Genomic DNA, 18,824 nt, shown 5'->3' on the forward strand with positions numbered 1-18,824 from the left:
GACTCGTCCACAGGCCGGTTTTGGCCGGAACGCGCACTCGTCTAACATGCAACCCCACCCAGGGTTAAGCCGAACAGATGCTCGAACACAACAGGGGAGAAGGCCGCCGCATCGCGCGAATGTCCGCGCGGGCCGCCGTTCTGCCTCGTCCCTGGCCCGTCCTTGTCGGCTGGAGCCCTGACGAGGGGCGAGAATGGCTTGTCGGCTGTCTGCGCCACGAGGTGGAGCACCGCCGTCTCTTCCCGTGGATCGCCGTCTGTTTCGGCCTCGGCATTCTGCTGTTCTTTCAGGCCGATGGTCAGCCCGCTCTCTGGGCTCCAGTCAGTGCGCTGGCTATTTGCTGCGGCGGTGCCTTCACCCTGCGCCGCAACCTCGCCGCCATGGCGGCGATGATCGGCCTTGCAGCGCTCTTTGCCGGATTCGCAGCCGGAGTCGTCCGCGCCCGGAGCGTCGCGGCTCCCGTTCTGTCGCGGGTGATAATCGCGCCGGTCACGGGCTTCATCGAGGCGATTGAGGATCGCGAGGGTGGGAAGAGGCTTCTTCTGCGCGTTGCGGATATCCAGGGGGTCGATTCTGCGGCCCGGCCGGCTCTCATCAGGGTCTCGGTGCGAAGCGGAGAGGGGCTATCGGCCGGCCATTTCATCGGCGGGACAGCCCGCCTGCTGCCTCCGCCGCAACCGGCCTGGCCCGGCGGGTATGATTTCGCGCGCGACGCCTATTACAAGGGGATCGGCGCGGTCGGTTCCCTGACCGGCACGGTGAAACGCCTCGACCCTCCTGCCGGGCCGCCCTGGTCGGTTTGGGCGGCGGCCCGGATCGACGAGGCGCGCAACGCCCTTACGCATCGAATTGCGGCGGCCATCGGCGGGGCAGCGGGCGGCGTCGGTGCTGCCCTCGTGACAGGCAAGCGAGGACTAATCGGTGAGCCAACCAACGAGGTGCTCCGCTCAGCGGGCATCTATCACATCGTGTCGATTTCCGGCCTCCACATGGTCTTGGCCGCCGGCACGTTCTTCTGGCTGGCGCGGGCGCTCCTGTCTCTTGCGCCTGGCTTCGCCCTGCTGTGGCCGGTCAAGAAGATAGCCGCCGTGGCGGCGATCGTAGGCGCGACGACCTATTGCGTGTTTTCCGGGTCGGATGTGGCGACGGTGCGGTCGCTGATCATGACCCTCGTGATGTTCGGAGCGGTACTCGTGGACCGGCCCGCCCTGAGCATCCGCAACCTGTCCATCGCTGCCCTGATCGTTCTGGCGCGGGAGCCGGAGGCATTGCTGGGCCCGAGCTTCCAGATGTCGTTCGGAGCTGTCGCGGCCATGATGGCCCTGGTGCCGCTGCTGCAACGGAAAACGCGGGAGTCTGGCCCGGCCACCCTGCTGGACCAGGGGCTTGCCTGGATCGGCAGAAGCATTATTGGCCTTGTCACGACAACTCTCGTCGCCAGCCTCGCAACGGCTCCTTTCGCGGCTTATCACTTCCAGACCATGAACCCCTACGGCCTTGTCGGCAATGCGCTTGCTCTGCCGCTCGTCTCCCTGGTGGTCATGCCGTGCGCAGTTCTCGGCGTACTGGCCTACCCCTTCGGCCTCGACGGTCCGGTATGGCGGGTGATGGGTTTCGCCGTCACGAAGGTTCTGGAGGTTTCCGCATGGGTAGGCGGCTTCTCCGGTTCGACAATGATTGTGCCTGCTCTGGGCCTCGGCGCGCTCGGGCTCATGAGCGCAGGCCTTCTGGTGCTGACGCTCCCGGCATCGGCCTTGCGATGGCTTGCCGTGCTTCCGGTCGGGGCCGGGATGGCCATTGCGGCCTCGCCCAAACGGTTTGATGTCTATATCGACCGCGATGGTTCAGGGGCCGCCATCCGCAGCGCCGGCGGCCGGCTGGCCCTTGTGGGAAGGCCATTCGCTTTCGTCGTGGAGCAATGGCTGCGGGCGGATGGCGATGGCCGGAACGCTGATGACGAAAGCCTGAGGCGCAATGCGCGATGCGACAAGGCTGGATGCGTCGTCGAGGGGGGCGACAACCGAAACGTGGCGTTCGTGAAGGAAATGGCGGCGTTCGAGGAGGATTGCCGCCGCGCTGCGATCGTTATCACGCGCCTTAACGCGCCGTCTCGATGCGGCGCGCCTTTGGTGCTCGACCGTGAAGCTCTCGTGGCGCGGGGCGCGACGGCCCTTCGTCTGGCGCGCGAGACCATCGAGATGCATTCGGTCCGCAAGGGCGTGGAGACGCGGCCCTGGTCGGGAGCTGTCGCCGAGAAGGCGCAAACGCAAAACGGGCCACGGCATGCGCGGCCCGTTCCTGAACAGGATTTCCCGGAGGAAGAGATCAGTAGCGGCGAACCAGACTGACGAGCTTGCCCTGAATCTTGACCCGGTCGGGTCCGAGAACGCGGGTTTCGTAGGCTTGGTTGGCGGCCTCCAAAGCAATCGATGAGCCGCGGCGGCGGAAGCGCTTCAAGGTCGCCTCCTCGTCGTCAATGAGGGCCACGATGATGTCGCCGGTATTGGCATTGTCCTGCTTGCGGATCACCACCAGGTCGCCGTCGAGAATGCCGGCCTCCACCATCGAATCGCCTCGCACTTCGAGAGCGTAGTGCTCGCCCTGCGCCAGGAAATCGTTGGACAGGGTGATCGAGTGGCTGCGGTTCTGGATCGCCGAGATCGGCGTACCGGCCGCGATCCGGCCCATGACCGGAATCGACATGTCCCGGATCCGCTCCTCGGCGGGCGGCGGAGCAGGGGTCTTGCTGCGCGCCGTGAGGCCACCTTCGACCACGCTCGGGGTGAAGCGCCGCTGGGTCGCCGCGCCGCCGACGGTCTCGGGCAGACGCAGGACCTCGAGGGCGCGGGCCCGATTCGGCAGACGGCGGATGAAGCCGCGTTCTTCAAGCGCCGTGATCAGGCGGTGAATTCCGGACTTGGACTTGAGATCGAGCGCGTCCTTCATCTCGTCGAAGGACGGCGGAATTCCAGTTTCACGCAGCCGCTCATGGATGAAGCGGAGCAATTCGTGCTGTTTGCGCGTCAGCATGGTTGGCCCTTACTGCTCCCCATCGGAAGCGATTCTGAAACAAAGCAGGAACAGGTTAGCTGTTCTTGCTGTGTTCTGCAAGTCTATGGCAAAGCTGAGGCGGACAAGTTTTTCAACAAAATCGATCGAGCCGGATAATCCGGCAGGGCTCACCGGCCCGTGTCGCAGGCGCATGAGGCGGTCTGACGACCAAGGCGTCGGATCGTTCGAGGATGCTCAGCATCGAGGAATCCTGCGTCCGGTGAACCGTCGCGACGGGAAGCCGCAGCGTTCCGGCTTCGGCCCAGATGTCCTGAAAGGCAAGTCCCGCTCGCATGTAATCTTGCCGGTCACCGTTGGCGGGGAGTTCAGCGCCGAGGATGCCGCTTTCCGTCGGGTCGTCGCCTGCCCGTGGGTCCCCCGAGAGGGCGCGGATCGCAGGGATCAGGAACAGCAGGCTGCAGACCAAGGACGAGACCGGGTTGCCCGGAAGTCCGAGCAGCATCATGTCGCCCAGCTTGCCGTGCATCAGGGGCTTCCCCGGCCGCAGGGCCACGCGCCAGAAGCCAAGATTCATGCCCTGCTGCGCCAATGCCTTCTGCACGACGTCATGCTCGCCGACCGATGCGCCGCCAAGCGTCACGAGGATGTCCGCGCGAGCAGTTCGGGCCGCTTGGATGCGCTCTTCGAGAGAAACGAGCGTGTCGTGCGCAATGCCGAGGTCGATGGCCTCGCCGCCGGCCTTTTCCACCATCACAGCGGTTGCGGGCAAGCTCGACGCGGTGATCTGGTCAGGCCCCGTCGGCTCGCCGGGACGCACCAGCTCATCGCCGGTCGCCAGTATCGCGACGCGCACCTTTCTGCGAACCGAAAGACTGCCGTGGCCCATGGCGGCCGCCAGTGCGATATGACGACTGTCGAGGCGGCAGCCTGCCTGGAGCAGCACGCCGCCCGTCTTGAAGTCGAGGCCGGCGGGGCGGATATGCCGATGCGGCTGGGAGGCTTCCGTGATCGTCACATAGCCGCCTGAGGCCTGCGTGTTCTCCTGGATCACGACGGAGTCGGCGCCATCGGGCAGGGGGGCGCCGGTGAAGATCCGCACGGCCTGTCCAGACCTCACAGACCCATCGAAGCGGCGTCCGGCCGCGCTCACGCCGACGACCTCAAGGGTTACCGGAATGCTGCCGATGTCGTCGGCCCGAACCGCATAGCCGTCCATGGCTGAGGCCGGGAAGGGCGGCTGGTCTCGCCGGGCTGCGATGTCGTCGGCCAGGGTTCGGCCTGCGCAAGAAGCCAGCGGCGCCTGCTCGGCCTCGACCGGACGGTCGACCCCGGCGAGGACCCGGCGTAACGCCTCTTCGACCGGGATCAGGCTCATGTGGCCTCGTAGGTGCCCGAGCGGCCGCCGCTCTTCATGCGAAGATGGATGTTCGCGATCCGCATGTCCTTATCGGCGGCCTTCACCATGTCGTAGATGGTCAGGCAGGCGACGGAAACGGCGGTCAGCGCTTCCATTTCGACACCGGTCTGGCCCGACACTTTCACCTCGGCGGTGACCCGTACTCCAGGCAGGCTGTCGTCGAGAGCGCAGTCGACCCTCACCTTGGAAATCAACAGAGGGTGGCAGAGGGGAATGAGCTCGTGGGCGCGCTTCGACGCCATGATCCCGGCAAGGCGTGCGGTGCCCAGCACATCGCCCTTCTTGGCGTCGCCCTGGCGGATCAGCGCCACCGTTTCCGGCAGCATGACGACGCTTCCCTCGGCGATGGCGGTGCGAGTCGTGACGTCTTTTTCCGAGACGTCGACCATGTTGGCCGCGCCGGTTGCATCGAGATGCGTCAGCCCGCTCATGCGGCTTCGCCGAACAGAAGCCGGCGGGTCGCAGCTGTCACGTCCGCCTGCCGCATGAGGCTTTCACCGACCAGGAAAGTCTGAATGTTCACAGCCTTGAGGCGCGTGATGTCGTCGAGGGTGAAGATTCCGCTTTCGCCCACGATGATGCGGTCGGACGGGATCAGCGGAGCCAGTTCCTCGCTCACCGTCAGCGAAACATCGAAGGTGCGAAGATTGCGGTTGTTGATGCCCACGAGCTTGGTGCCCAACGGCAGCGCGCGCTCCAGCTCCGGGCGGTCATGCACCTCCACCAGCACGTCCATGCCGAGGCCATGGGCGGTGTCGATGAGAGTGCGCGCTTGGTCGTCCGTCACGCTCGCCATGATGACCAGGATGCAGTCCGCCCCCCAGGCCCGAGCCTCGTAGACCTGATACGGCTCGAACATGAAGTCCTTGCGCAGAGCCGGAAGGCCCGAGGCTTCGCGAGCCTGCGTCAGATATTCGGGCCGGCCCTGAAACGACGGCTCGTCAGTGAGCACCGACAGGCAGGTCGCCCCGCCATCCGCATAGGCTTTTGCGAGCGACGGCGGGTCGAAATCGGCCCGGATGAGACCTTTCGAGGGACTTGCCTTCTTGACCTCGGCCACGAGGGCGGGCCGGCCTTCGGCCAGGTGGCGCTCGATGGCTGCCGCGAAATTGCGGGGGGGCGGGGCCTCACGGGCGCGGCGCTCGATCTCGGCCTCCGGAATGGCGGTTTTCGCGGCCGCGATTTCCTGGCGCTTGTAGGCTTCGATGCGGGCGAGAACGTCACTCATCTTGATCACGCGTTCGAGGCTTGGACGAGACGGTCGAGGGTGGCCTTGGCGGCGCCGCTGTCGAGGGCGCGCGATGCACGGTCGATCCCGTCGCGCAGGTTCGCGGCCTCATCCGCCACCACAAGCGCCGCCGCGGCGTTGAGGAGCGAGACGTCCCGGTAAGCCGTGCGCTCGCCGTCCAGCACGGCGCGCAGTTGCGCCGCGTTATGAGCCGGGTCCCCCCCCTTCAGGTCAGCAAGTTTGGCGGTCGGCAGCCCAACCTCGTCCGGCTTGACCGTGAAGCGGCGGACCGCGCCGTCCTCAAGGGCCACCACGTGGGTGGGTCCGGTCGTGGTCATCTCGTCCAGGCCGTCGGAGCCGTGCACGGTCCAAACCTTCTTGGAACCGAGTTCTTTGAGAACCAGCGTCAACGGCTCCAGCCAAGCCTCTGAAAATACGCCGAGAAGCTGGCGCGAAACATTGGCCGGATTGGACAGGGGGCCCAGCAGGTTGAAGATCGTGCGGGTGCCGAGTTCCACCCGGACCGGGGCTACGTGGCGCATGGCGGCGTGATGGGTCTGGGCGAACATGAAGCACAGGCCGCTGGTCTTCAGACAGCCCTCGAGGCCCTTGGGCTCGACGCCGAGCTTCACCCCCAGCGCCGCCAGCACGTCCGCGGTGCCGGATTTGGAGGAGGCGGCCCGGTTGCCATGCTTGGCGACGGGAACGCCGCAGCTCGCCACGATGATGGAGGCAAGGGTAGAGATGTTGTAGCTGCCGGAATGGTCGCCGCCCGTGCCGACGATGTCGATGGCCTTCTCGGGCGCGTTTACCTTCAGCATGCGCCCACGCATGGCAGAGACCGCACCGACGATCTCTTCAAGGGCCTCCCCGCGCACCCGCAGCGCCATGAGGAAGGCCCCGGCCTGAGCGGGCGTGACCTCGCCCGAAAGCAGGTCGTCGAAGGCCGCATGGGCCTCGTCGCGGGACAGAGATGCGCCGGTGGCAACCTTGGCCAGGTAGGTTTTGAAGGATTCCATCGGTACTTAACGCCTCAGTGAAGCCGCGCCGTCGCGGGATGGCCTGTGCTTGGCGTTCCAGGCCACTGCAAGGTCGAAGAAGTTGCGCATGATCGTCACGCCGTGCTCCGACAGGATGCTCTCCGGGTGGAACTGCACGCCGTGAACCGGGAGCGAGCGGTGAGACAGGGCCATGACTAGGCCGTCGCCCGTCTCGGCTGTCACCGCGAGATCGGCCGGAAGGGGCTCGCGGTCGACAATCAGCGAATGATAGCGCGTGGCCTTGAACGGCCCGTTGATGCCGCGGAAGATCGTCTCCCCATGGTGCTCGACCTCGGACACCTTGCCGTGCATCGGCAGGGGCGCGCGGGAGACCGTGCCGCCGAAGACCTGGCCGATGGTCTGCAGGCCGAGGCACACGCCGAAGGTCGGGATCTCCGGGGAAGCGCGCTTGACGAGATCGAGGCAAATCCCGGCCTCGTTGGGCGTGCAGGGCCCCGGCGACAGCACGATGGCGTCCGGCGGCGAGGCCAGCACATCGTCGGTCGTGATGGCGTCGTTGCGCACTACGTCGACGGCGGTCGCGAGCGGGCCGAGCAGGTGCACCAGATTCCAGGTGAAACTGTCGTAATTGTCGATAACGAGAACACGTGTCATGGCGCGACGACGTTTGCGCAAGCGGGGCGGCCGGTCAAGTGAGGCGTTGCCGCCGCGGTCATTGGCCGAACCTTGCGCGGCTGGCAAAGCGCACGGCTTCCTCCGCTGCCCGGAACAGGGCTTTCGCCTTGTTGATGCATTCCTGCTGCTCCGAAACAGGATCGGAATCGTACACGATTCCCGCGCCGGCCTGGACGGCCATGCGGCCATCCTTCACGAGAGCGGTGCGCAAAACGATACAGGTATCCATCTCGCCGTTCGCGCCGAAATAGCCGACGCAGCCGGCGTAAGGTCCGCGCTTGTCCTTTTCCAGCTCGTCGATGATTTGCATGGCGCGCACCTTCGGGGCCCCGGAAACGGTGCCGGCCGGGAAGCCTGCCACGAGCGCGTCGAGGGCGTCGAAGCTCTCGTCGAGCCGCCCCTCAACGTTCGACACGATGTGCATCACCTGGCTGTAATACTCGAGGAAGAACGAATCCGTCACCTCCACAGAGCCCATCTCGGCCACCCGGCCCACGTCGTTGCGGCCTAGGTCCAGCAGCATCAGGTGCTCGGCACGCTCCTTCTGGTCCGCCAGAAGGCTTTCCGCATGAGCCCGGTCCTCAGCGGCATTCGCGCCGCGCGGCCGCGTTCCGGCGATCGGCCGGATCGTGACCTTGCCGTCGCGCACCCGCACCAGGATCTCGGGCGAGGAGCAGACGATCTGGAAATCCTCGAAGTCGAGATAGCAGAGGAAGGGCGCCGGATTGACCCGACGCAGCGATCGATAGAGCGCGAAAGCCGGCAGGGGAAAAGCCGATTCGAAGCGCTGGGACAGCACCACCTGGAAGATGTCGCCGGCGCGAATGTATTCCTTCGCCTTGGCGACCATGTCCTCGAATTCCTCAGGCGTGGTGTTGGAGACAGGAGGCTCGAAGGTGATCTTCGTTGGATCGGTGCGGTCCTCGGGCTCGAAGGGACGTTCCAGCGCCCACATGATCCCATCCAAACGCGCCATGGCGGCCTCGAAGGCGGCCTTCGCCGGAACGCCGGCTTGCGGCCGGACCGGAGTGATTAGAGAGATCTCATCCTTCACGGCGTCGAACACCACCATGACGGTGGGGCGCACCAGAACGGCGTCCGGAACCTTCAGCACATCGGTGTTGGGCTCCGGCAGGCTCTCCATCTGCCGCACCATGTCGTAGCCGAGATAGCCGAACAGCCCTGCGGCCATGGGCGGGAGCTCGTCGCCCAGCGGCAGAGAGCTCTCGGCGATGAGCGCGCGCAGGCTCTCCAGAGGGGAGCAATTGTCCGGCTTGAACGCATGCTTATGGCTCAGCGCCTGTCGGTCGATCGAGGCCGCGCCATCCTGACAGCGCCATACGAGATCGGGGTCGAGCCCGATCATCGAGAAGCGGCCGCGAACAGCTCCGCCCTCGACGGATTCGAGCAGGAAGGCCGGACCCTTGCGGTTGTGCCGCAACTTCAGGAAGGCCGCAACGGGAGTCAGGAGATCGCCCACGAGGGTGGCGCGAAGAACCCCCGCCTCGCCCGCGTCATAGGCTTTCGCGAAGGTGTCGAAGTCCGGCGTGATGCTCATGGGATTTAGAGCTCGCCGCCTGTCGCCTGACGCAGGGCCTGCTGATTGATCGTCACGCCGAGATCCTGGCGGATCTGGGCGATGTACTGGTTGATCAGATCGTCGCTCATGCCGTTGCGAAGCTGCGTTTCGGCGTTTTGCGCCTCCTGGGTCGTGGTGACGAGGGGAGGCACTGTGGCGGACGTGACCTTGAACACGGCGCGGGCATCGGCTCCGTTGGCCGAGTTGCCCGCCTTGCCCACCGGAACGGAGAAGATTCGGTTCACGGCATCCGCCGTCAGCTCGTCCTTAGCGGCCCTGCGGGCCAGGTCGGCGGCGGTCTTGACCGGAACGCCGAGTTCCTGACCTAGGGCTTCGATGGCCTCGCCCTTTTCGAGACGTTCGGTGAGCTGGCGCGCCTTCTCGGACAGGCGCTGGCCGATTTCGTCCTGACGCCACTGAGCAGTCACCTCGTCGCGTACTTCATCGAGGGTCTTTTCGCGGGCAGGCTCGATGCCGGTCACATCGTACCAGGCATAGCCGCCGCCGTTGCCGATCCGCAGAGCCTCGTTGTCCACGCCGATATCCGACGCGAAGGCCGCCTTCACGACGGCGTCGCGCTCGGGAATCCCCACCGGGTTGCCGGCCTTGTCGCGCCCTTGCGCATCCACGGCCGGGACTTGGACGAGGTTAAGGCCCTTCTCCTTGGCTATCTCCGCCAGGGGACGCGCACCGGCGCGCATGTCCTCGATCGTATCGTGAAGGGTCTCGATTTGACCCCGGGCGCGGGACTGCGCCACCTCGCGGCGAACGTCGGCCGCCACTTCCTCGAAGGGGCGCACGGATTCCGGCTGTATCTGCGTCACGCGGACAAGAACGGGCCCGAAGCGGCCGGCGACTGGACCGCTGGTGGCGCCTTGCTCGAGCGCAAAGGCGGCGTCCGCCACGGCCGGGTCGAGCATTTCGCCCTTGGTGAAGGTGCCGAGCTCCAAATCCGTACGGGAGACATTCCGTTCCGTCGCGATGGCCTCGAAGGAGGCGCCTTCCTTGATCTTGTTGAAGGCTGCCTCGGCCTCTGGGGTGGACGGGAAGGCGATCTGCTGGACCGCCCGGCGCTCGGGGGTGCCGTACTTGGCTTTTTCCTGCTCATAGCGCTGGCGGGCATCAGCGTCGCTCACCGACTCCGGCTTTGCGACCGCAGCTGCGTCGAGCACCATGACGGAGACCGCCCGGTATTCGGGAGCCTGGAAGGCGCTTTTGCGGTCGTTGAAGAAACTCTGCAGCTGCTCGGCCGTGGGAGCCGGGATCTCTCCCGCCAGGGTCGGGCCGATGACGAGGTACGAGGCCGCGCGGCGCTCGTTGTTGTAGCGGTTCATGGCCTCGCGGGCCGCCATTGGTACCGTGACGTCGCCGGCCAAGGCCTCAGCGAGGTGGAGGCGTGCCATGGAGGAGCGCTGCTCCTGTACGAATCCCGCCTCAGACAGGGATGCGTTGCGCAAAAGCTGGTCGAATAGGGCGCGGTTGAACTGCCCATCGGCCCCCTTGAAGGCCGGGTCTTCCATGATGGAGCGCGCCACGAGCTGGTCGGACACGCTCAGGCCCATCTTGCGGGCCTGCTCGCCCATGACCGCCTCGGTCACGAGGTTGGACACGACCTGCTGGTCGATTCCAAAGAGCTTGGCCTGCTGCGGAGTGATCACCGTGCGGAACTGCCGCCCGAGCCTCTGCAACTCGTTGTTGTAGGCATTGCGGACCTGATCGATCGTGATCTCGGTATCGCCGACCTTCGCGACCGTGGTGGGAGCGCTGGTGCGGAAAATGTCCCCGATGCCCCAGACCGCGAAGCTCAGGATCAGAATGCTGAACAGGATGGTGGCTATGATCTTGCCGACCAGGCTCTGCCCGGCCAAGCGCATTCCTCGAAGCATCGTGAACCCGTCATGTAAGAAACTGTTAAAGAGGCCGATAGCCGATCAGAAGCCCGGCGAAAAGGGCGAGTCTGGTTGAAAGAGGCCTCAACCCTCTGCTACTGCCAAATAAATAGAGCGTGACAGGAGTGCTTGGATGAGCGTCGATCGGCCGCGCCCGTTGGTGGCGGGGAACTGGAAAATGAACGGGTTGAAGTCCTCTGCCAGGGTCTTGAGCGAAGTCCATGCGGGCTACACCCCAGGCCTCAAGGCCAAGGTGGATCTGGCCGTCTGCCCTCCGGCGACCCTAGTAGGAGCTTTCGCGATCCAGTCGGTCGGCTCGCGAGTCGCGATCGGTGGCCAGGATTGCCACGCCAAGGAGACCGGCGCTTTCACGGGCGACATTTCGGCCGAAATGCTGGCGGATGCCGGTGCCTCCTACGTGCTCGTCGGCCATTCCGAGCGCCGCCAGTACCATGCGGAGAAGGACACGGACGTGTGCAACAAGGCCGTCGCCGCCCACCGAGCCGGCCTCACCGCCATCGTGTGCGTGGGCGAAACCCGGGAAGAGCGCGAGTCGGGCCGCACCCTCGCGGTGGTGAAGAAGCAGCTGCGGGGGTCCATCCCAGCCGATTCGAACAGCCGAAACCTCGTTGTCGCCTATGAGCCGGTCTGGGCCATCGGCACCGGGCTCACGCCTACCGCTGCAGACGTGGCCGAAGTGCACACCCTCATCCGGGAGGAGCTCAAACGCCTCGTCGGCAAGGCGGAACAAGCGAAGGTTCGCATCCTTTATGGAGGATCGGTGAAGCCCTCCAATGCGGCCGAGTTGATGGCCGTAGAGAACGTGGACGGGGCCCTCGTAGGCGGGGCGAGCCTCGTTGCGGCCGACTTCCTGGGCATTGCCGGGGCTTATCTCGCGTAATGCGGCAAAAGGGTGCTTGCAGGTCTTTGATCCCGCGCACACCTATGCTACAGGCCCGGCTTAACGAACGGATTGCGAGCGGCTGACGCCCCATGGCGCAGCCGCTTGAGGTTTTGGAAACGATGCAAACAGTCATCATCATCATCCACCTGATCATTGTGCTGGCGCTGATCGGCGTGGTTCTTCTGCAGCGCTCGGAAGGCGGCGGCATGGGTCTCGGCGGAGGTGGAGGCGGCGTGTCCGGCTTCATGACCGGCCGCGGGCAGGCCAATGCCCTGACCCGGGCGACGGCGGTTCTGGCGGCGCTCTTCTTCCTGACCAGCATGGCGCTTGCCATCATGGCAAGCACCAATCGCGCTCCGCGCTCGATTCTCGACGGGGCGGCCCCGGCGGCTCCGGGCCAGCAGGCTCCGGCAGGCGGGCAGGGCGGCAACGTGCTGGAGCAGCTTCAGCGGATGCAGGGCGAGCAGCCCGCCGCCCCAGCGCCGTCACCCGGCGCGCCGGCTCCGGCGCCCGCCCCGACAGCGCCTCAGGTGCCTCAGTCTCAGTAAGACGAACAGGGCCGGTCCTTCCGGCCCTCTCTTTTTGTGGATGACAATCGAGCGTTTGGGTTCGCCATTGCGAATCGGCGCTCCTTCTTTATGGATAGGGGTCCATGACGCGGTACGTATTCATCACCGGCGGCGTGGTGTCTTCGCTCGGCAAGGGCTTGGCTTCGGCCGCCCTGGGAGCGCTTCTCCAGGCGCGCGGCTACAAGGTCAGGCTTCGCAAGCTCGACCCATATCTCAACGTTGATCCGGGGACCATGAGCCCCTATCAGCATGGCGAGGTCTTCGTGACCGACGACGGGGCCGAGACCGATCTCGACCTCGGACACTACGAGCGCTTCACCGGGGTGCCTGCTTCCAAGGCGGACAATATCACCACGGGTCGCATCTATCTCGACATCATCACCAAGGAGCGGCGCGGGGATTATCTCGGCGCGACCATCCAGGTGATTCCACATGTCACGAACGCCATCAAGGATTTCGTGCTCACTGGGAACGATGGATTCGACTTTGTGCTCGTCGAGATCGGCGGCACAGTGGGCGATATCGAGGGTCTGCCGTTCTTCGAGGCGATCCGCCAGCTCGGCAACGACCTGCCGAGAGGGCAGGCGATCTACACGCACCTGACGCTTCTGCCCTTCATTCCGTCCGCGGGCGAACTGAAGACGAAGCCCACTCAGCACTCGGTGGCGGAGCTGCGCTCCATCGGCATCCAGCCCGACATCCTGCTCTGCCGCACGGACCGCGAGATTCCGCGGGACGAGCGGCGCAAGCTCGCCCTCTTCTGCAACGTGCGCGAGACGGCGGTGATCGAGGCGCGGGACGCGCCCTCGATCTACGACGTCCCGCTGGCCTATCACGAGGCCGGGCTCGACAGCGAGATCCTGGCGGCCTTCGGTATCGAGGATGCCGCCGCCCCGGATCTGAGCCGCTGGAAGCGGATTTCCGCCCGGGTTCACAACCCGGAGGGCGAGGTCAACATCGCCATCGTGGGCAAGTATACCGGCCTCAAGGACGCCTATAAGTCATTGATCGAGTCCCTGCATCACGGGGGCATCGCCAACCAGGTCAAGGTCAACCTGAACTGGATCGAGAGCGAGATCTTCGAACGCGAGGATCCGGCCCCGTTCCTGGAAGGCATCCACGGCATTCTGGTCCCCGGCGGCTTCGGCCAGCGCGGTGCGGAGGGCAAGATCCGGGCGGCGCGCTTCGCCCGCGAGCGCAAGGTGCCGTATTTCGGCATCTGCTTCGGGATGCAGATGGCCGTGATCGAGGCGGCCCGTTCGCTTGCCGGCATCGAGGATGCCAGCACCACCGAGTTCGGCCCGACCCCGGAGCCGGTCGTGGGCCTCCTGACCGAGTGGCTGCGCGGCAACGAACTCGAGAAGCGCAATGCAGGCGGCGACCTCGGTGGTACCATGCGGCTAGGTGCATATCAGGCGTCCCTCAAGCCGGGCAGCAAAGTGGCCGAGATTTACGGCGGCACGGAAATCTCCGAGCGCCATCGTCACCGCTACGAGGTCAACATGTCCTACCGGCCTGCCCTGGAGGAAAAGGGCCTCGTCTTCTCCGGCGTCTCCCCTGACGGGGTTCTGCCCGAGATCGTGGAGTACGCGAACCACCCCTGGTTCATCGGCGTGCAGTACCACCCCGAGCTGAAGTCCCGCCCGTTCGAGCCGCACCCGCTCTTCAAGAGCTTCATCCACGCGGCAGTGGAGCAGAGCCGGTTGGTGTGACCCGCTCTCGTTTTGAAAATCAAAAAGCCCCGCAGGCAGCACCTGCGGGGCTTCTTGTTGAATGGGGCGCCTGCTGCTGCGACCGGTCAGACGAAGTAGAAGTCGTGATAGGTGAGGGTGGTGCCTTCGCCGGACTGGAGCTTCAACGTGGCGATCTCCACCATTGCCTTACGGCCTGAGCCGTCCGCATCCCAATAGAGCTTCTTGTTGCTCCGGTTGAAGATGAAGTAGTCGTCCCTGTCCTCAGCCCTGGCGCCAACCTTGAAGAAGCCGCTCTGCATCTTGATCGGCTTGTCGAGCGCAGCCCCCTTGCCCCGCAGGAACCTGGCGATGGTTGCGTTGCCGAAGGCCGCGTCATCGAGATAGATCGAGTCGTACCTCGAGCCGAAATCGTTGATGACATCCTTGTGCCGGTTCGCCACGGTCTTGCTGGTGAGCCTGGTGTCGAACAGGAACGCATCGCGGCTTCCGGCCCCCCTTGAGCCATAGAGCTGGTCCCGGCCCTCGCCGCCGCCGACGATGTCGTTGCCGGCCTCGCCCCTGAGAGTGTCATGGCCGACGCCGCCGAAGAGGCAGTCGTTGCCGGCTTTGCCGGAGAGTCGGTCGTTGCCATACCCGCCCTTGATCACGTCGTTGCCTGCGGTGCCGGTCGTGACTTCGCTCACCCAATCCGCCACGGTGACGGTGTAGTTCTCATCGACCACATGTCCGGCTGTGTCACGGACACGTACAGTGACCGTGTGCGTGGAAGCCTGCTCATGATCGAGCTTGAAGCTGTTATCGACGAGAAGCTGGTTGCCCGCGAGCTTGAAACGCCCCTCGGCCGTGTTGATCAGTTCGTAAGAAAGCCGATCCCCATCGGGGTCGGTTGCTAGGATGCTCCCGACTGGGGTACCCGTGCCGGCTAGTTCCTGAACTGTCCAACCGGACAATCTGATGTCCGAGGGAGCTGTGTTCGCCGGTCTGCCCGGGTCCGTCGGATCGGTAGGACCCTTAGGATCTGTAGGAGGGGGAGGCGTATAGGTGCCGCTGGCGTCGTTGACGGTTTCGATGCCTTGGTTGAAAAGCTGCGTCCGCTGCTCGGCGGTAAAGGTGCCGCCGGAGAGCGTGACACTGTCCTTGGAGCTTGATGGCCCTCTCAGCAGCAACGCAACCTCTTTGTCCGTCACGACGACATGCGTGCGTTCAGTGTCTGCCAACTCAATGGCGTTGACACGAACAATGGTCTTGTTGCTGAGATTTAGCGCTTGAGCACCAATGCCGCCGACAAGCCTCAGAACGTTCGTGCCGCCTTGTCCATCGAAGGTGTCGAACCCGCCTAGCGCTGTCTTTCCCACAACAATGGTATCGTCGCCGCTTGAGCCGCGCATAACCTCGAACCCACCGAAGAAACTTGCGGCGGTCACATCAAGCGTCCCGGCTTCGGCCATAACGAGAAAGTCTCGACCGCCCTTTGCGTCGACGATGTCCCCGGCATTGAGCCCGCCGGCATTGACTGACAGGGTATCCGTGCCGTCCGTTCCGGTGGCCGTCTCGACCGCGCTTGTCAGAACCTCGGCACTGGATGCGGTGAACTGGCGCTGATGGATATTATAGCCTTGTCCAAATACGGCTTGCGACTCCCATGTGACGATCCAACTTCCGCCGCCTATTGCGAGCGCCTGCGGGGCAAGCTGCTCACCATATCCGCCGACATTGACTTGCATCTCGTCGCCGACCGGCAAGCCATTGGCACCGTAGCGTTGCTGGAAGATGGCGTAATTGAACGGCGCATCGCGACCGAAGGATTGCCACGTCACGACCCAGCCGCCATCCTGAGTTACCATTATGCTCGAGTTTTGCTGATTTCCGGCGAGGGTTGCGTTGACCCGCGTCTCGGCACCGTTGGGCGTGCCATCCGCGTTGAAGCGCTGCTGGTAGATGCTGGTGCTCGTCTCGTATTCAGTTCCGGTATATTGGCCGTAGGAGGTCCAAGTGACCACCCAGCCTCCGTCGCCGAGCGCAGTGACGCTCGGGTCCGACTGATCGTTCGGAAGCCAGGTGTTGACCTGTCTTTCTGCTCCATTCTTGGAGCCATCGGCATTGAAGCGCTGCTGAAAGATGCCTTAGCCGAAGCCGTCCTGATTGGCAGATTGCCAGGTTAAGACTCAGCCGCCGTCCGCGAGCCTAGTGATGCTCGCACTCTTCTGATCGCCTGCCGTTGTCGTATTTACGACAGTTTCAGGTCCGGCCTGAAGCACAGTAAAGGTCACGGTTAATGATTCCCTAACAACAACTAGCAATAACGTTGCGTCATTACTTAGCGGAATCACAACTCGAAACATACTCTTCAAATATTGAGGCGAGCCGAGCGTCTCTGAGACAATGGGGACCGGTCAAAACATGCAGTCTCGGGAGTTAAGCTGAAACTTACTCCCCATTACCATGGAGCAGAGTCGGACTGTGTGAGGCTGCCCCTTCTTCAAAGAATATAAATGGCCCCGCAGCTTCCACTGCGGGGCCATCTGTTGAACGGATCGCCTACTGTCGCGACAGCTTAGACGAAGAAGAAGTCCTTGTGGGTGAGAGTGGTGCCCTCGCCCTTCTGGAGCCTGAGGCTAGCAATCTCGACCATGGCCTTGGAGCCGGAGCCGTCCACGTCCCAGTACAGCTTCTTGCTTTTGTCGTTGTAGATGAAGAAGTCATCCTTATCGGTGGCCTTGGTGCCGACCTTGAAGAAGCCGGCCTTCATCTTGATCGCTTTGTCCAGCGACGCGCCCTTGTTCTTGAGGTACCTAGCGATGGTCGTGTTGGTGAAGGCCGCGTCATCCAGGTAGATCGAGTCGTACTTCGAGCCGAAGTCGTACACCGTGTCCTTGTGCTTGTTGGCGACAGACTTGCTGGTGAGCTTGGTGTCGAACAGGAACGCATCCTTGCTCGCTGCGCCCTTCAGCCCATAGAGCTTGTCCTTGCCCTCGCCGCCGCCGATGATGTCGTTGCCGGCCTCGCCGCGCAGGGTGTCGGCACCGGCGCCGCCAAAGAGACGATCGTTGCCGAGACCGCCCGAGAGCATGTCGTTCAGAGCACCGCCCTTGAACACGTCATTGGCCGCGCTGCCCGCCGTCACCTCGGGATCTACGTTCCCGACGGTGATGGTGAAGTCCTCCTCATGGCTCAACCCGCCTGCATCGGTGACCCGCACCTTGACGGTGTGGCTCATTGCCTGCTCGTGGTCGAGCTTGAAGCCGTTGTCGACCAGGAGCTGGTTGCCCTGGATCTTGAAGCGGCCGTCAGCGCTGTTGACCAGCGAGTAGGTGAAGGTATCACCCGGGTTCGGATCGGTTGCTGAGAGGGTGCCCAGCACTGTGCCGGAACCCGCCATCTCCTGTACCGTGAAGGTGGTAGGGGTGATGCTGGTGGGAGCGCCGTTCGGAGGAGGGGCGTTGTAGACGCCACTGCTATCTTCGACGGTGTCGATGCCTTGGGTGAAGAGGCGTGCTCTTTCCTCTGCAGTGAAGGTGCCGACCGCGAGTTTGACCTTCTCACCTGCATTGCCGGTGCCGCTGACGATCAACGCAGTGTTCTTGTCCGCAGCGATGAACTGTGTGTTTCCTCCGCCGGAGAACTTGATCGATGCGAAGTTCAGGACTGCCTTCGCGCTGAAATCATACACCTCGCCCGTTCCGGACAATTGCAGCACGTTGCTGCCGCCCTTCCCGTCAACGAAGGTGAAGCTTCCGAGGCGGGCTGCATTCGACACTATCATATCGTCGCCGGTCGACCCATGCAGAACCTCGAACCCGGTGAGTGTCTGGGCAGCAAGCAGGTCCATGGCGCCGGCCGCATTCATCGCGAGAATGTCCTGGCCGCCCTTCGCCTCGATGATGTCGCCGGCGTTGATACCGCCTGCATTGACCAAAAGGATCTCGCCGTCATCCGTGCCGGTGGCGATATCGACCGAACCTGTCAAAACGCCATCTGTGGCGCTGAAGCGGCGCCGGAAGATCTCCTTGTTATCGGTAACATTATCTATTTCGGACGTCCATGTAATGATCCAGCTTCCATCACTGAGTGAAGTCATGGATGGGCGGATTTGAGTGTCCGTGGTCGTCAAGTTGGCAAGAATTTCAGAACCGTTACGCGAGCCATCGGCGTTGTAACGCTGCTGATAGATATCATTAGGTCCAGCATGACCAGAGGTCCAAATGACGATCCAACCGCCGCCACTCAGGGCTGTTATAGTTGAGGCTTGAGCGCTTGTATGGGCTTCGGGCGAGACGGGTGTATTGACGCCGATCGTTGTTCCATTTGGGTGGTAACGCTGCTGATGGATGCTGGTGTTAGCCCCGTTAATATTCGTCAATGTAATCACCCAGCCTCCGTCGCTCAACACTGTCAGAGCCGAAAGGGCTTGTGCTTCTTCCACTCTTGAGTCGACCCGCGTTTCATCGCCGTTCTTTGAGCCGTCTGGGTTATAGCGCTGTTGAAAGACGCTGAAGCTGGGATCATAGCTATTGCCATTCCACTGCTGTTCCGAACTCCAGGTAACAACCCAACCGCCATTATCGAGTGCGCTTGTACGGGCAAATTGCTGATTATTCGCAACACCGGAATTCACCCGTTCTTCCGGCCCATATGCAGATCCATCGACGGTATATCTGGACCTGCCCCCGTATGTGATCCACGGCCTATGCAACGTTCCGGGCTTGGTAAGTTTGTCGGGCGAAGGCGTTCGGCGTCAAGCCGCCGAGCGCCGTATGGGGCCTGGTCTCATTGTAATCTCTCCTCCAGTCTTCGATCCGCTCCCGGGCATCGGCCATGGACAAGAACCATGACGCATTCAGGCATTCCGCCCGCAG

15 protein-coding genes are annotated in these 18,824 nt (G+C 63.7%); 4 read left to right on the top strand and 11 right to left on the bottom strand.

Annotation, left to right across the window (positions count from 1 at the left end):
• The first annotated feature begins 77 nt into the window (after positions 1–77).
• On the top strand, positions 78–2,348 hold the full coding sequence (locus DRB19_RS09475; protein WP_245439358.1) for a ComEC/Rec2 family competence protein: 2,271 nt from the start codon (positions 78–80) through the stop codon (positions 2,346–2,348).
• On the opposite strand, the gene lexA is transcribed toward DRB19_RS09475, so the two are convergent.
• The 8 genes from lexA to DRB19_RS09515 all read right to left on the bottom strand — a co-directional run bounded on the left by lexA (position 2,326) and on the right by DRB19_RS09515 (position 10,798).
• Entirely contained in the window at positions 2,326–3,030 is a 705-nt protein-coding gene (lexA, locus tag DRB19_RS09480) for a transcriptional repressor LexA (protein WP_114185798.1), read from the bottom strand. The genes DRB19_RS09475 and lexA overlap by 23 nt on opposite strands.
• Before the next feature lie 112 nt (positions 3,031–3,142).
• A complete protein-coding gene (locus DRB19_RS09485) occupies positions 3,143–4,387 on the bottom strand; it encodes a molybdopterin molybdotransferase MoeA (protein WP_114185799.1) in 1,245 nt (414 codons plus the stop codon).
• Positions 4,384–4,860, bottom strand: a complete 477-nt coding sequence (moaC, locus tag DRB19_RS09490) for a cyclic pyranopterin monophosphate synthase MoaC (protein WP_114185800.1) — start codon at positions 4,858–4,860, stop codon at positions 4,384–4,386. Before moaC ends, DRB19_RS09485 begins: the two co-directional genes overlap by 4 nt.
• Entirely contained in the window at positions 4,857–5,657 is an 801-nt protein-coding gene (gene trpC, locus DRB19_RS09495) for an indole-3-glycerol phosphate synthase TrpC (RefSeq protein WP_114185812.1), read from the bottom strand. The genes moaC and trpC overlap by 4 nt, the downstream gene beginning before the upstream one ends.
• 5 nt (positions 5,658–5,662) lie before the next feature.
• On the bottom strand, positions 5,663–6,676 hold the full coding sequence (gene trpD, locus DRB19_RS09500; RefSeq protein ID WP_114185801.1) for an anthranilate phosphoribosyltransferase: 1,014 nt from the start codon (positions 6,674–6,676) through the stop codon (positions 5,663–5,665).
• A gap of 6 nt (positions 6,677–6,682) precedes the next feature.
• Positions 6,683–7,312 carry an anthranilate synthase component II gene (locus DRB19_RS09505; RefSeq protein WP_114185813.1) on the bottom strand — a complete coding sequence of 210 codons (630 nt, stop codon included), beginning with the start codon at positions 7,310–7,312 and terminating at the stop codon, positions 6,683–6,685.
• 58 nt (positions 7,313–7,370) lie between these two features.
• Positions 7,371–8,891 carry an anthranilate synthase component I gene (gene trpE, locus DRB19_RS09510; protein WP_114185802.1) on the bottom strand — a complete coding sequence of 507 codons (1,521 nt, stop codon included), beginning with the start codon at positions 8,889–8,891 and terminating at the stop codon, positions 7,371–7,373.
• Between the two features lie 5 nt (positions 8,892–8,896).
• Positions 8,897–10,798: a SurA N-terminal domain-containing protein gene (locus tag DRB19_RS09515; RefSeq protein ID WP_114185803.1), complete on the bottom strand. Its 1,902-nt coding sequence runs from the start codon at positions 10,796–10,798 to the stop codon at positions 8,897–8,899.
• Between the two features lie 136 nt (positions 10,799–10,934).
• Here DRB19_RS09515 and tpiA point away from each other — a divergent pair, with 136 nt between their 5' ends.
• The 3 genes from tpiA (at position 10,935) to DRB19_RS09530 (ending at position 13,986) form a co-directional block, all read left to right on the top strand.
• Positions 10,935–11,702: a triose-phosphate isomerase gene (gene tpiA / locus DRB19_RS09520; protein ID WP_114185804.1), complete on the top strand. Its 768-nt coding sequence runs from the start codon at positions 10,935–10,937 to the stop codon at positions 11,700–11,702.
• A 122-nt stretch (positions 11,703–11,824) separates the two neighbouring features.
• Positions 11,825–12,253: a preprotein translocase subunit SecG gene (gene secG, locus DRB19_RS09525; RefSeq protein WP_114185814.1), complete on the top strand. Its 429-nt coding sequence runs from the start codon at positions 11,825–11,827 to the stop codon at positions 12,251–12,253.
• A gap of 104 nt (positions 12,254–12,357) precedes the next feature.
• Entirely contained in the window at positions 12,358–13,986 is a 1,629-nt protein-coding gene (locus tag DRB19_RS09530) for a CTP synthase (RefSeq protein WP_114185805.1), read from the top strand.
• Between the two features lie 86 nt (positions 13,987–14,072).
• Here the strand turns inward: DRB19_RS09530 and DRB19_RS09535 are convergent, their stop codons facing one another.
• The 3 genes from DRB19_RS09535 to DRB19_RS09545 form a co-directional block, all read right to left on the bottom strand.
• Positions 14,073–15,968 (bottom strand): hypothetical protein, encoded by a 1,896-nt coding sequence (locus DRB19_RS09535; protein ID WP_114185806.1) that lies wholly within the window; start codon positions 15,966–15,968, stop codon positions 14,073–14,075.
• Between the two features lie 554 nt (positions 15,969–16,522).
• Entirely contained in the window at positions 16,523–17,935 is a 1,413-nt protein-coding gene (locus DRB19_RS09540; protein WP_162815633.1) for a cadherin repeat domain-containing protein, read from the bottom strand.
• A 718-nt stretch (positions 17,936–18,653) separates the two neighbouring features.
• The coding region (locus DRB19_RS09545) for an integrase core domain-containing protein (protein WP_162815634.1) at positions 18,654–18,824 on the bottom strand (171 nt) is incomplete at its 5' end.

The sequence above is a fragment of the Microvirga aerophila genome (assembly GCF_003332305.1).
GTDB classification, from domain to species: domain Bacteria; phylum Pseudomonadota; class Alphaproteobacteria; order Rhizobiales; family Beijerinckiaceae; genus Microvirga; species Microvirga aerophila.